Source organism: Roseovarius conchicola, from assembly GCF_041403425.1.
Classification (GTDB): Bacteria; Pseudomonadota; Alphaproteobacteria; order Rhodobacterales; family Rhodobacteraceae; genus Roseovarius; species Roseovarius conchicola.
In genome coordinates this window covers 59,707-72,482 of the sequence record NZ_JBGEHK010000007.1, presented here as the reverse complement: position 1 = coordinate 72,482, position 12,776 = coordinate 59,707, and the positions used below count along the sequence as shown (strand labels likewise).

The following is a 12,776-nucleotide window of genomic DNA, read 5'->3' as shown; positions in this document are numbered from 1 at the left end:
CGTCCTCTTTTATTGCCAGAGACAGTCGCGCAGACGGGTCAGACCGCGCTCCATCTCGTCTGTTGGGGCCACCATCGCGGCCCGAATGTATCCATGGCCCGGGTTTTGCCCGTCGGCCTCGCGGCTCAGATAGGCACCGGGCAGAACCCGCACACCTGTTTCCTGCCATGCTTTAAGTGTTGCGGCCTCACCATCATCGACCGGAAGCCAGAGGAAAAACCCGGCTTCGGGGCTGTTGTAGCCTGGCACATTTCCCATGATCGCGTCAGCGCGTGCGTACTTCTCCTGGTAAAGCCGGCGGTTTTCAACGACATGCACCTCGTCATCCCAGACCTTTTCGGCCGCATATTGCAGCGGCATCGGCAGGGGCGCGCCAGCGTAGTTGCGCAGCTGACGCAAGCGTTTGATCGTCTCAGGGCCACCAGCGGCAAACCCGCTGCGCAGGCCCGGCAGGTTGGATCGCTTAGAAAGACTGTGGAAAATCACGACGCGCTCAGGGTCAGCCCCCATCTCACGCGCCACTTGCAAGGCCCCCACTGGCGGCTCATTACGGTAAATCTCAGAATAGCATTCATCGGCGAAGACTTTGAAGTCAAAGCGTTCCGCCAGAGTGATCAGGTCGCGCCAATACTCACGGCTGGCCACGGCCCCCTGCGGATTGCTGGGCGAACAAAGGTAAGTCACGGCCACCTTGTTCAGTACGTCATCCGAAAGCGCCGAGAAATCCGGCAAATACCCGGTCTCGCGGGTTGCTGGCAGAAACACCGGTTCTGCACCGACTGAGATCGCGGCGACCATGTAGACCTGATAAAACGGATTGGGCAGCAGCACCTTCGGCGTTCCGCCCTTGGTTTCAGGGCACAGCGCCATCATCGCGTTGTAAAGACCTTCACGCGTGCCATTCAGCGCCATCATGTTGTTCTGCTCAAGCGCAACACCATAGCGCCGGTTCACCCAGTCGCAAATTGCACGCAACAGGCCCTCATACCCTTCATTTACCGGATATTGGCCAAAGCCCGCGCTGTGTTCGGCAATCACATCCATCACCCAAGGCGGGAAGGCATGTTTGGGTTCGCCGATGGTCATATGCATCACGTCGCCGCCCGGTTCATGGACGTCGAGAAGGCTCCGCAGGCGCGGAAACGCATAGGCCGGTAGGTTCGAAAACCGCTCGGGAAACATCTAAAACTGCCTCGGTTTCGGGGTCGTTTGTCGCCCCGTTTCTTCAAAATTACCGAAAATGCCGTACGGCGTCCAACAAAAACCGTCCTGCACGGGCGAATTGTGGCCTTTTTACCAAATCCCGCCTTTCTCAGGCAAAAACATCTGATTCCAAGCGGTTAAGCCACGCCGAGTACTGCCTCTGCCGCAGATGCCACGCGCAACAATGCCTCTTCTCCGAAAGGCTTACCGCACAACATGATCCCGCAACTGGGCGTCCCGGTGGGCAACGTCACGGCACTCAACCCCATCAGATTGCCCACCCGGGTATTGCGCAGCGCCAGCAGGTTTTCGGTCACGTAGTAGTCTTCATCACTCATCAATCGCTCGCGATCCGGTGGCAGGATGGGGGCAGTGGGCATCAACACCGCATCATACCCGGCCACACGGGCGTGCCACTGCACCCGCAACGCATCCAGTTTTTGCCACGCCGCCACATAATCAGAGGCGGCAAAGGCTTTGCCCGAGCGGAATCGCTCCAGAATAGGAGCAAACATCTTGTCAGGCGCGGCTTCGATCACATCAGCCCAGGTTCCGTAAGCTTCTGATGTGAAAAGAATTCCGGACAGCGGCATCGCTTCGGCCACTTCAGGTGCCTCGATTTTCTTAATGGTTGCCCCCGCAGCTTTCAGGCGCGCCACGGCATCATCATAAGCGGCCATGGGCGCTTCGCGCATGTCATCCAGAACCACCATTTGCAGCGCCGCAAATCGCATGCCTTTCAACGATGCGCCACGTAAATCCGCCGCTTTACCCCCTTCCAAAGCCGCCAGCATCAACGCGCAATCCTCGACCGAGCGGGACAGTGGCCCAACCGTGTCGAACCGCGCGCATAGCGGCACAACCCCGCCCAAAGACACGCGGCCGGACGTGGTTTTCAGCCCTACAAGATCGTTCCAGGCTGACGGGATACGCACCGACCCGCCCGTGTCACTGCCAATTCCGCAAGCGGCCAAATCAAAGGCCACCGATGCTCCGGCGCCCGAGGACGATCCACCCGGCACAGCGTTTTCGTCATTCACGCATGGCGGTGTGGCGGTTGAGGGGTTCAAGCCCAAGCCAGAAAACGCCAATTCGCTCATGTGGGTTTTGCCCAGACAGACCAGCCCCGCCATCGTTGCGTTGCGCAAAACCGTTGCATCCCGTGTCGGCACCCGACCTTTCAACAAGGCGCTGCCCGCTTCGGTTGCAATGCCTGCGCTGTCAAACAGGTCCTTCCAACTGATCGGCACACCGTCAAGCGGCCCCAGCCGCAGCTTGGCATCGGCGCGTTCTTTGGCCGCTTTGGCTTCGGCCATCGCGCGATCGGCGGAGATCGCCGAATAGATCTTTTTTTTGTGGGAATGCGATTGAATCGCATTGAGATAAGTTTGGGTCAGAGCCACGGGATCAATCGCGCCCTTGCCGATGCCGCGCCCCAAATCCGCTGCAGTCATGCTCAGCCAGTCTTGCATCTCTGTCCCTCTTTTGTTGGTAGTTTCACGCTAGCGACGCCAGGGCGCATGGACAATCCCGGAATGCCCGCCATAAGAAGAGGCATGACATATGACTCGGATATTCTGATCGTTGGCGGCGGCTTGAATGGCCCGGCCTTGGCACTGGCATTGGCCCAATCAGGGCTGAGCGTGACAGTGATCGACGCACTGACCATCAAGGCCCGCAAGAATGCAGCTTTTGACGGGCGGGCTTACGCGTTGGCGCTGGCTTCGGTGCGGTTGCTGTCGGCGATCGGCATTTGGGAACGCGTCACGGGAAATGCGCAGCCGATGCTGGAAATCAAGGTGTCAGACGGGCGCGCAGGCGAAGGCGCCGCGCCGTTCTTCCTGCATTTCGATCATGCCGAGATCGAGGAAGGCCCAATGGGGCATATGCTGGAAGATCGTTTCCTGCGGGCCGCATTTCTGGATGCAATGAAGGAACACAAGGCAATTACCCATCTGTCCGGCACGGAAGTGGTGGCGCAGGAGGTGACACCGCAAGGTGTCACTCTGACACTCGCCTCGGGCAAGACACTTTCGGGCCGTCTGCTTATCGGCTCGGACGGGCGACGCTCGGGCACCGCCGAACGCGCCGGCATCAGCCGCACCGGCTGGAGCTATGGGCAAACCGCGTTGGTCGCAGCGATTGAACATGAATTGCCCCATAACGGCATCGCACATCAGTTTTTCATGCCCCCCGGCCCGCTGGCTATCCTGCCCCTGCCCGGCAATGTCAGCTCGATCGTGTGGTCGGAAACGGACGAAACCGCCGCCCAGTTCGCGGCCCTGTCAGACGCGGATTTCATGGAAGTTCTGCGCCCCCGGTTCGGTGATTTTCTGGGCGCGATCAAGCTGCAGGGAAAGCGGTTCACCTATCCGCTGAACCTGACCGTCGCCAACAGTTTTATCGCTGACCGCTTGGCTCTGATCGGCGATGCGGCGCATGGGATGCATCCCATTGCAGGGCAAGGCCTGAATGCCGGGCTGCGCGATGTGGGTGCTTTGGCCGAGGTCACCACCCATGCGGTGCGGCGTGGCGAGGACCTTGGCGCGCCGGATGTTCTGGCCCGGTATCAGCAATGGCGCCGCTTTGACACGACCACGTTGGCAATCACCACCGATCTGACCAACCGTCTGTTTTCCAATGACAATCCAATCCTGCGAGCGGCGCGTGATATTGGCATGGGCGCGCTAAACGCGATGCCCGGGCTGCGCCGATCGTTCATCCGCGAGGCGGCGGGCCTGACCGGAGATCTACCCGAATTGATGCGTTGAGCGGTCGCCCTCGATCACCTCGAAGGTTGGCGCGCCCCAGTCCTCTGCCATCTCTTGCACCAGCACCGGATCACCGGGGCGCACCGCGCGCAATGCGGGACGTTTTTCGGTCACAAGGGCGGTGATATAACGCGTCTCCCAAAGATCGGGATCAGATAACAGCCGTTCAGGAAGGCGGTCCTTAAGAAATACCCGACGCTTCTGCTTGCGCATAACCACGCAGTGATCGTCCCCCTGCAAGCCGCAGGTGCCGTGCAGCAAAGCGCGGCGCAGCTCAACCTCGCGCGCTTTCAACCCACGGATCTGCATGCGTAATACGGCCAACTCGTCGGCGGGATGGCGATTGATCAACATCTGAAACCTCTTCATGTCAGGTCGTTTCAGATTGGCTGACCTCGGTTAATCCAAGGTGAATATCCGTATCACCGTATCACCATATCGCCGCTCGTCCTGCAAAGACAGACCAGCGGGGGCGGCGACCTCGACATTTTCTTCCCAAACCACCAGCGCGCCGGGGGCAAGCCAACCGCCTGCCATGGCCGCATCCAGCGCCGCCTCGCCCAGCGCCTTTCCGTAGGGCGGATCAAGAAAGATCAGATCGTTGAGCATCCCGGTGCCGATCCGTCGGGCATCGCGGGCCAGAACCTGTGTGCGGTCCTCGGCGCGGCATAGCGCGATATTCTCGCCCAACAGCTTTTGCCCCGCGCGACCGCTTTCGACGAAAGTGGCCCGTTCGGCCCCGCGCGACAGCGCCTCAAGCCCCAGCGCGCCGGTTCCGGCAAACAGGTCCAACACATGCGCGCCTTCGATCACTCCATAGCTGCCCAGAATGTTGAACAGGCTTTCGCGCACTCGGTCCGAGGTGGGGCGCAAATGCGCGGCTGCATCGCCCTTGCCGACACTTGCAAGACGCCGTCCGCGAAACTCTCCGCCGACGATCCTCACGCTTTCAGAAGCGCCTTGAGATCGGTATCCGGATTGGCGATCGCATCCGGATCAGGAGACTTGTCATTGTCGATCAGCCGCTTACCGACCATGTAGGCACGCGGCTCGTTCATGGCATCCACCGCCAGCAACTGAGCGCCCTTGTAATACCAGAACGAGACATGGCCTTCGGTATCGCCGGGGCGCGTTACGATCCGGTCAAATCCGGTACTCAGCCCCGCGATCTGCAATTTGACGTCATATTGATCCGACCAGAACCACGGCTGAGGCACATAGGTCTTGCCTTCGCCCATGATGTTCTCGGCCACGCATTCGGCCATATCAATCGCGTTGGGCACAGATTCCAGACGCAAGCGACCGCCCTGATGCGGGAAGGAGGCACAATCGCCCGCAGCCCAGATATGCGCATCGCTGGTGCGGCCCTGCTCATCTGTCTTGATCCCATTGTCGATCTCAAGCCCAGCGGCTTCTGCCAATGCCGTGGCGGGCGCGATGCCGACACCAACAATAACGAAATCTACTTCCAGTTCAGATCCATCACTCAGACGCGCGCCACTAACCCGACCCTCGCCCAGCAGTGTCTCAAGGCCAACACCTTCACGGATATCAACACCGTGGCCGGTATGCAGGGCACGGAAGTAATCCGAGGTTTCCTTGGCCGCGACCCGCTGGAGGATGCGATCGGCCATCTCGACCAGCACAACGTTCAACCCTTTGCTGGCCGCCACGGCAGCCGCCTCCAGCCCGATATACCCGCCGCCAACGATCAGAACCCGCGCGCCCTCGCGAAACTCGGGGGCCATGCTGTCGACATCCTTGAGGTCGCGCACCACGTAGACGCCCTCCAACGCGCCGCCAATCGCAGCCGGCAAGCGGCGGGGGACCGATCCTGTGGTCAGCACCAGATGATCATAAGGCACCGACTGTCCGCCCGCGATCACCACCTTGCTCGCGCGGTCAATCCCGTCCACCTTTTCGTTCAGGTGCAGATCAATCCCGTTCTCGCCGTAAAACGTCTCGGGGCGCAGATAAAGCCGCTCAAGCTCCATATCCCCCAAAAGGTACTTCTTGCTCAGTGGCGGGCGCTGATAGGGCGGCGCAGGTTCTTCCCCGATCAGGGTGATCTTGCCCTCGTATCCCAGCCCGCGCAGCTTGACCACGCAGGACGACCCGGCCTGTCCGGCACCGACAACCACAACCCCCGACATCACAGTCCCTCTCTTTTCCGTATGGCGCATCCGCGCATTGCGCCTATATCTACACCCAGATGAAACGAAAGCGATAGACAGGATACGACAATGAGCATTTCTACCGGCGACAAACTTCCCGCGGCCACTTTGGGTCATATGGGGGCCGAAGGGCCAGAACAGGTGCAACTGAGCGACAAACTGGCAGGCCGCAAGGTGGTGATCTTTGCCGTGCCTGGTGCCTATACACCCACCTGTCATTCGGCCCATGTGCCCAGCTTTGTCCGCTCCATGGATCAACTCAAAGCCAAGGGTGTAGACGAGGTGATTTGCGTATCCGTCAACGATCCCTTCGTTATGGGTGCTTGGGGGGAAACAACAGGAGCAGCTGCCGCGGGCATCACCATGCTGGGCGATGCGGATGCGTCCTTTACCAAGGCCATCGGCATGGATTTCACCGCTCCGCCCGTGGGCCTCATCAACCGCTCAAAGCGTTATGCAATGCTGGTTGAGGATGGCAGCGTGGCGTTGTTGCAGGAAGAAGAAAACCCCGGCGTCTGCGAAGTGTCCGGCGGTGAAGCGCTGCTAGCCAGCATGTAAGACTATCAGGCGATGCGGGCCAGCCCGTGTCGCCTGAACGCTGGCAAAGACGACAGTCATTCGACCAGAGTGTCCATCTTGCGGGCGAGTTTCACGTCCAGCGCGCTTAGACCATCCACATCATGGGTGGTCAGTGTCACCTCAACGCGGTTGTAGACATTGAACCATTCGGGGTGATGATCCCATTTTTCCGACCATATCGCCGCCCGGGTCATAAACCCGAACGCGTCGGCGAAATTCTTGAACTTAAACGTTTTCCTGATCGCATCGCGGGCTTCATCCATCTCCCAACCGGTCTCCATCAACGGCTCCAGAGTGGTCTTACGGGCAGTGTCGCTTAATTTCTCACTCACTGGTGATCCTCCTGGTTGGATTTACGGAATGGTCCGAAACTCGTCAGTATCTCAACATCCTGCTCGACGGCACGGCGCTCGGCTTCAAGGTATTCGCCAATCGCACGGGCAAATCCGGCGTCGCGCACCCAATGCAGCGAATGGGTGGTGACAGGTAAATAGCCGCGCGCCAGTTTGTGTTCGCCCTGCGCGCCTGCTTCGACCGTTTTCAACCCCTCGGCAATCGCGAAATCTATGGCTTTATAATAACATAGCTCAAAGTGCAGGCAGGGGTGATCTTCGTTGCAGCCCCAGTATCGGCCATAAATGGCCTGCGCGCCGATCATATTCAGCGCACCCGCAATCGGCACGCCATCGCGTTCGGCCAGGATCAAGACGATATCGTCACGCAATGTCTCGTGTGCGATGTCAAAAAATCGGCGGGTCAGATAAGGCGTCCCCCATTTGCGTGCGCCGGTATCCTGATAAAACTCCCACACCGCATCCCAATGATGCGACTCAATCTGATCACCGGTTAGGGTTTTAATGTCCCCGCCAAATCCTTGTGCCTTCGCGCGCTCCTTGCGGATATTCTTGCGCTTGCGCGAACTCAGATGGCTTAGAAAGTCATCGAAATCGGCATAGCCGCGATTTTCCCAATGAAACTGTTGCGAACTGCGCTGGAACAGGCCCATCTGCACCCCGGCATCGGCCTCTTCCTGAGTACAAAACGTCAGGTGTAGTGAGGACAGATCGTTACGATCCGCCACCTGAAAAGCGCCTTGGATCAAGGCCGCTTGCCCCGCCTCTTCATGCCCCGGCTTTACCAACAGGCGGCGCCCGGTCACCGGCGTGAACGGCACGGCCATCTGCAATTTGGGATAATAACGCCCGCCTGCGCGCTCATAGGCATGCGCCCAATTATGATCGAAGATATACTCGCCCTGGCTATGGTTCTTGCCATAAAGCGGGGCACAGCCGATCACTTCGCCATCCAGTTCGGCAGTCAGATACAAGGGTTGCCAGCCCGTCCCGACCCCAACCGAGCCGCTGTCTTCCAGCGCCTTGAGGAACCTGTGGGTCGTGAACGGATCGTTGGGCCGCCCGCCACTTGCGGCTTCTGGACAGGCACAGGCATCCCAATCAGTCTGACCAATGGCCGAAAGGGTCTCGTGCGTGCTGATGGTAATTTGCGCCTCGGCCATCTGTCCTGCCCGTGATTACACGGTGTTATCTGTGGCTGGGACAGCGTGGATCAAGTCGGAAACGCGGCCAGATAGCGCTCAAAGGTGATATTGTCGGCCACCTTGCGCGCCTCGGCCTCATCCTCGGGCGACCGCACTGTCCAGGTCAGCACATGCGCCCCTTCGGCTTTCAGCCGCGCCACATGCGCGCTGCCCAAATCGGCCAGTTCGTGGCTTATGAAGCTCGCGCGGGCACGGTCGTAGTCCGGGATCGTCCTGAGATGGGCACGAGTAGCTTCGGGAACCATCGGCCAATCCTCGGGCGGATAGTGGCAGGTCACGATGCCCCTTGGCAGGCGCGGAACCAACTCGGCCAATAACACCACGGAATGCGGGTTGAATGACATCAACGCCAGCGGCCCATCATACCCCTCCAGGTCTTTGGCAACGGCACGTTCCAGAACGCCATCTGTCACACCCATTTCACCATGCTGATCCTTCAGTTCCACCAGCAAAGGCACCTGCCCCGCCACCAAGGCCAACACCTCGGCGAATGTCGGAATACCTTCGGTGCCACCGGTCAGGGATATGGAGGCCAGATCGGCAGCATGGCGTTGCCGGACCGGACCTGTGTCGCCGGTTAACCGGCCCAGATGGTAGTCGTGAAACACCATCGCCACACCATCGCGGCTGAGTTGCAGATCAATCTCGACACCATATCCCGCCGCCATCGCCGCACGGATCGCCGCGCGCGAGTTTTCAGGACGCCCATCGGTCACGTCATGCAACGCACGATGGGCGAAAGGTGTGGTCAAAAAGACCTCGGGCAAGGCGGTCATTTGATCTGGAAAATGCCTTCGATCTCAACGGCCACGCCAAAGGGCAAGGCAGCGGCGGACACGGCCGAGCGGGAATGCTTACCCGCCTCGCCCAGCGCCTCACCCAGGAAATCGGACGCGCCATTTACCACGGCGGGCTGTTCCCCGTAATCGGCAGTGGAATTCACAAAGCCGGTCAGTTTGATCACCCGCACCAGACGGTCCAGATCACCACCACAAGCCGCTTTGACCTGAGCCAGCAGCGCAATGGCGCAGACTTTGGCCGCTGCCGCCCCCGCAGGCGTTTCCATATCATCGCCAAGCTTACCTGTAATCAACGTATCGCCATCCTTCGAAATCTGACCCGACACATACAGGATGTCGCCCACCTGAACATAAGGCACGTAATTGGCCGCCGGTGCTGGCGCGTCGGGTAACGTGACCCCAAGTTCGGCCAATCGAGTCTCGAACTGTCCCATGTTTCATTCCTCCCAAACAAAGTTGGCGCGACGCTACAGCCCGATCCACGCGAAGGAAATCGAAAAACGGCCTCGCCGCGCCTATTCGCGCAACGCCTTGTTGAAATAATCGCTCAGGGGTTTGACCAGATAGGCAATCGGGGTGCGATCCTCGGTGCGGATATAGGCCTCGACCGGCATACCAGGGATCAGCGTGGTGCCTTCAGGCAACCGCGCCTGCTCGCCTTCGCTCAGCACAATTTCGGCGCGGTAGAAGGCACGTTTCGTGCTTTCATCCTGAAACGCATCCGCCGAGATTTGCACCACCTTGCCGGTCAGTTCAGGCGTATTGCGCTGATCCAGCGCCGAAAACCGTAGTGTCACGTCCTGCTCAAGGCGCAATTTATCGATATGAATCGGCGAGACTTCGGCATTAATGATCAATGGACGGTCCTGCGGCACGAGGAAAAGCACCGGATCGGCCGGGCGAATAACTGAACGCAGAGCAAACACCTGAAGCCCATAGACCACGCCTGAGACCGGCGCTGTAATCTCAAGTCTTTCGATCTGTCCGATCAGGGCGTTGCGTTCTTCACGCAATTCCAGCTCGCGAAACTGCAGGTCACGCAGGTTGGTGATCGCCTCTTCGCGCCGACGCGTGGCCAGCTTGAGGATTTCGACATCAATTTCGGTGATCCGCCCGGCGGCCTGGGCCTTTTGCGCGCGCAACTCGCCTTCGACACCGCTGAGCCGGGCGCGTTCGCGTTGCAATGACAAGACCCGCGCGGCCTGGGCCAGGCCGCGATCCAGCAGCGATTGCTGATCAACCAGTTCGACGTCGAGCAGTTCAAGCTGGCGGGTAATCGCCTCTTGCTGGGCCTCGATGCCAACAATCTGGTCTGCGATCTGCGCGCTGCGCTTGCCGAGTTGATCAATCTCTTGCGCCACTGATGCGGCGCGCGCAGCCAGCAATCGTTCCTGACCGGCAATCAGGCCTGCAACATCCGGGTTGGCATTGGCCATCTCGATCAGAAGCGGATCAAAGGTAATCGTGCCGGTGCCGTCACGTTCAGACTCAAGCCGGCCACGCCGGGCCATCAATTCGAACAACTGACTTTCGGTGATCGCCAGCCGCGATGTCAGATCGGTTGCATCCAGCCGCAACAACGTCTGCCCGGCCTCGACCCGATCACCCTCGCCCACCTCGATCGCGGCCACCACGCCGCCATCGGGATGCTGTACCACCTGGCGGTTCTGATCTACTTCGATCCGCCCAGGGGCGATGATGGCCCCGGATATCTGAGTGGTTGCGGCCCAGGTGCCAAACCCCCCGACCAGCACAAGCAGTCCGATGAGCCCGATGACCAGCGGCTTACGCGCTGGCCAGTTGCCGGATGACGCGCTCATTGCACACCTCCCGGCCCTTTGGGATCGCTTACCTCTTGATGGTTGGCCAAGACTTCGCGCAGCACCTTATCCCTGGGCCCGAATGCACGGACGCTGCCTTGCTCCAACACCAACAGCAGATCGCATTCTTTGATCGCCGCCGGGCGGTGCGCCATGATCAGGATCGATTTGCCTGCCGATTTGAAGCCGCGAATGGCTGCATTCACAGCCTCGCTGCCCTCATTGTCGAGATTCGAGTTCGGCTCGTCCAGAACAAGGATGACCGGGTCTCCATACATCGCCCGGGCCAACCCGATGCGCTGCATCTGTCCACCAGAGAGCCGCCCGCCCCCTGCCGTGACCCGTGTGTCATACCCGTCCGGCAGACGCAGGATCATTTCATGGGCGTCCGCACGGCGCGCCGCAGTCACCACCTGTTCATCGTCGGGTTTATCCGCCAGACGGGCGATGTTCTCGGAGATGGTGCCATCGAACAATTGCACACGCTGAGGCAGATATCCGACATGCTGCCCCAACACGTCGTTTTCAAACTGATCCAATGCAGCCCCGTCCAGCCTGATTTTGCCGCCAGCCGGTGGCCAGACACCGGTCAGGGCGCGGGCCAAGGTCGATTTCCCGGCACCCGAGGCCCCGATCACTCCCACCGCCTGGCCGGGTTGTACGGTAAAGCTGATCCCCTTCAGGGCCGCTTGCTGCTCTCCGGGTGGCGCCACAACCAGCTGTTGCACCTCAAGCAGTGCCTTGGGTCTGGGAAGTTTGGTCTTTGGTTTCACAGGTGGCACCCTACCGAGCAACAGGGCCAGGTTTTCCCAGGCCTGCATGGCTCGCTGCACGAACGACCATTGCCCAATCACCTGCTCAATCGGGGCCAATGCCCGGCCCAGCAGGATCGACCCCGCGATCATCGCCCCGGGCGTCAATTCGTCCAGCAAGACCAGGTAGGCACCGACACCCAGCATCGCGGATTGCAGAAACAACCGAAAAGTTCGCGTGATCGTGGTGAAGGTGCCGCCCATATCCGACGCACCGATTTGTTCGCCCAAGGCGGCGCCACGGGCCTTGTACCATCGTTTGTGGGCCGCATTGCTCATGCCCATGGCGCGAACCATTTCTGATTCGGTGCGAAGCTGTGTCAACACCTCTTCGGCGGTGGCGGTGGCATGATTCATCCGCTCAACCGGTCGACGAGTGACAATCTGATTGAAGACCGTGACCATGATCAGCAGCAATCCGCCAACAATCGCAAGTGCCCCCAGCCAGGGGTGAAATATCCAGATTGCGATGATGAAAACCGGTGTCCAGGGAAGATCAAACATCGCGGTGAGCACCGGTGACGACAACAAGCGCTGTACCGCTTCAAGGTCACGCAGACCCGTGTTGGCGGCAGGATCCGGACCAAGGGCCGTTTTCCGGATCACCGCATCGAAAACCCGCCCATCCAGCCGGGATTGGAACCGGCCAGCAACCTTGCTCATGACGCGACCGCGCGCGTAGTCCAGAATGCCCATCATGGCGAACAGAAAGGCCACCAGGGCCGATAGGGCGATCAGCGTCTCAACCGATCCGCTCCCCAATACCCGGTCATAGACCTGGAGCATGTAAAGCGGCCCGGTCAGCATCAACAGATTCACGAAGAAGCTGAACACTCCGACGAACCAATACAGCGCACGGCTTTCTTTGCGTACTGCGCGCAACTCGTCCAAACCAGTCTTGTACTGCTTCTTGTCCATGGGTTGTCCTAATATCGCGCACAACAGGTTGCCACCCAATTGATCATCGCCTGGCTTTGCCGACATAACGCGATTGTCACCATTCTGCCACAAATATCGGGGTCGTCTTTCTCGCCAGTGGGCAGTATGATGAGATGCTTT

At 59.7% G+C, this 12,776-nt stretch carries 13 protein-coding genes; 2 read left to right on the top strand and 11 right to left on the bottom strand.

What is annotated here, in order from left to right; all coding sequences use genetic code 11:
• Positions 1 to 9: 9 nt before the first annotated feature.
• Together V6N02_RS17670 and V6N02_RS17665 are read right to left on the bottom strand one after the other, a co-directional pair.
• A complete protein-coding gene (locus tag V6N02_RS17670; protein WP_371227710.1) occupies positions 10 to 1,182 on the bottom strand; it encodes an aminotransferase class I/II-fold pyridoxal phosphate-dependent enzyme in 1,173 nt (390 codons plus the stop codon).
• Between the two features lie 158 nt (positions 1,183 to 1,340).
• Positions 1,341 to 2,675, bottom strand: coding sequence for an amidase (locus tag V6N02_RS17665; RefSeq protein ID WP_371227708.1), 1,335 nt, complete (start codon positions 2,673 to 2,675; stop codon positions 1,341 to 1,343).
• A 48-nt stretch (positions 2,676 to 2,723) separates the two neighbouring features.
• Here V6N02_RS17665 and V6N02_RS17660 point away from each other — a divergent pair, with 48 nt between their 5' ends.
• Positions 2,724 to 3,974, top strand: coding sequence for an FAD-dependent monooxygenase (locus V6N02_RS17660; protein ID WP_371227706.1), 1,251 nt, complete (start codon positions 2,724 to 2,726; stop codon positions 3,972 to 3,974).
• Here V6N02_RS17660 and V6N02_RS17655 read toward each other — a convergent pair.
• The 3 genes from V6N02_RS17655 to V6N02_RS17645 are packed head-to-tail and all read right to left on the bottom strand — an operon-like array spanning position 3,954 to position 6,127.
• A complete protein-coding gene (locus V6N02_RS17655; protein WP_371227704.1) occupies positions 3,954 to 4,343 on the bottom strand; it encodes a hypothetical protein in 390 nt (129 codons plus the stop codon). The genes V6N02_RS17660 and V6N02_RS17655 overlap by 21 nt on opposite strands.
• A 30-nt stretch (positions 4,344 to 4,373) precedes the next feature.
• A complete protein-coding gene (gene rsmD, locus V6N02_RS17650) occupies positions 4,374 to 4,919 on the bottom strand; it encodes a 16S rRNA (guanine(966)-N(2))-methyltransferase RsmD (protein ID WP_371227702.1) in 546 nt (181 codons plus the stop codon).
• A complete protein-coding gene (locus V6N02_RS17645; RefSeq protein WP_371227700.1) occupies positions 4,916 to 6,127 on the bottom strand; it encodes an NAD(P)/FAD-dependent oxidoreductase in 1,212 nt (403 codons plus the stop codon). Before V6N02_RS17645 ends, rsmD begins: the two co-directional genes overlap by 4 nt.
• 90 nt (positions 6,128 to 6,217) lie before the next feature.
• Between V6N02_RS17645 and V6N02_RS17640 the strand changes: the two genes are divergently transcribed.
• Positions 6,218 to 6,706: a peroxiredoxin gene (locus V6N02_RS17640; protein WP_371227698.1), complete on the top strand. Its 489-nt coding sequence runs from the start codon at positions 6,218 to 6,220 to the stop codon at positions 6,704 to 6,706.
• Between the two features lie 56 nt (positions 6,707 to 6,762).
• On the opposite strand, the gene V6N02_RS17635 is transcribed toward V6N02_RS17640, so the two are convergent.
• The 6 genes from V6N02_RS17635 to V6N02_RS17610 all read right to left on the bottom strand — a co-directional run bounded on the left by V6N02_RS17635 (position 6,763) and on the right by V6N02_RS17610 (position 12,635).
• Positions 6,763 to 7,059, bottom strand: coding sequence for a 4a-hydroxytetrahydrobiopterin dehydratase (locus tag V6N02_RS17635; RefSeq protein ID WP_371227696.1), 297 nt, complete (start codon positions 7,057 to 7,059; stop codon positions 6,763 to 6,765).
• Positions 7,056 to 8,243, bottom strand: coding sequence for a GNAT family N-acetyltransferase (locus V6N02_RS17630; protein WP_371227694.1), 1,188 nt, complete (start codon positions 8,241 to 8,243; stop codon positions 7,056 to 7,058). The genes V6N02_RS17635 and V6N02_RS17630 overlap by 4 nt, the downstream gene beginning before the upstream one ends.
• Before the next feature lie 50 nt (positions 8,244 to 8,293).
• On the bottom strand, positions 8,294 to 9,061 hold the full coding sequence (locus V6N02_RS17625; protein ID WP_371227692.1) for a glycerophosphodiester phosphodiesterase family protein: 768 nt from the start codon (positions 9,059 to 9,061) through the stop codon (positions 8,294 to 8,296).
• On the bottom strand, positions 9,058 to 9,519 hold the full coding sequence (locus V6N02_RS17620; protein ID WP_371227690.1) for a RidA family protein: 462 nt from the start codon (positions 9,517 to 9,519) through the stop codon (positions 9,058 to 9,060). Before V6N02_RS17620 ends, V6N02_RS17625 begins: the two co-directional genes overlap by 4 nt.
• An 81-nt stretch (positions 9,520 to 9,600) precedes the next feature.
• Positions 9,601 to 10,905, bottom strand: a complete 1,305-nt coding sequence (locus V6N02_RS17615) for an HlyD family type I secretion periplasmic adaptor subunit (protein WP_371227688.1) — start codon at positions 10,903 to 10,905, stop codon at positions 9,601 to 9,603.
• Positions 10,902 to 12,635, bottom strand: coding sequence for a type I secretion system permease/ATPase (locus V6N02_RS17610; protein WP_371227686.1), 1,734 nt, complete (start codon positions 12,633 to 12,635; stop codon positions 10,902 to 10,904). The genes V6N02_RS17615 and V6N02_RS17610 overlap by 4 nt, the downstream gene beginning before the upstream one ends.
• Positions 12,636 to 12,776: the final 141 nt, after the last annotated feature.

Excerpts from the sequence above, each read along its gene's own strand:
- V6N02_RS17645 (WP_371227700.1), bottom strand. The coding sequence starts at position 6,127 with ATGTCGGGGGTTGTGGTTGTCGGTGCCGGACAGGCCGGGTCGTCCTGC.
- V6N02_RS17625 (WP_371227692.1), bottom strand. The coding sequence starts at position 9,061 with ATGACCGCCTTGCCCGAGGTCTTTTTGACCACACCTTTCGCCCATCGT.
- V6N02_RS17620 (WP_371227690.1), bottom strand. The coding sequence starts at position 9,519 with ATGGGACAGTTCGAGACTCGATTGGCCGAACTTGGGGTCACGTTACCC.
- V6N02_RS17630 (WP_371227694.1), bottom strand. The coding sequence starts at position 8,243 with ATGGCCGAGGCGCAAATTACCATCAGCACGCACGAGACCCTTTCGGCC.
- V6N02_RS17660 (WP_371227706.1), top strand. The coding sequence starts at position 2,724 with ATGGACAATCCCGGAATGCCCGCCATAAGAAGAGGCATGACATATGAC.
- V6N02_RS17610 (WP_371227686.1), bottom strand. The coding sequence starts at position 12,635 with ATGGACAAGAAGCAGTACAAGACTGGTTTGGACGAGTTGCGCGCAGTA.
- V6N02_RS17655 (WP_371227704.1), bottom strand. The coding sequence starts at position 4,343 with ATGAAGAGGTTTCAGATGTTGATCAATCGCCATCCCGCCGACGAGTTG.
- V6N02_RS17670 (WP_371227710.1), bottom strand. The coding sequence starts at position 1,182 with ATGTTTCCCGAGCGGTTTTCGAACCTACCGGCCTATGCGTTTCCGCGC.
- V6N02_RS17665 (WP_371227708.1), bottom strand. The coding sequence starts at position 2,675 with ATGCAAGACTGGCTGAGCATGACTGCAGCGGATTTGGGGCGCGGCATC.
- V6N02_RS17640 (WP_371227698.1), top strand. The coding sequence starts at position 6,218 with ATGAGCATTTCTACCGGCGACAAACTTCCCGCGGCCACTTTGGGTCAT.
- V6N02_RS17615 (WP_371227688.1), bottom strand. The coding sequence starts at position 10,905 with ATGAGCGCGTCATCCGGCAACTGGCCAGCGCGTAAGCCGCTGGTCATC.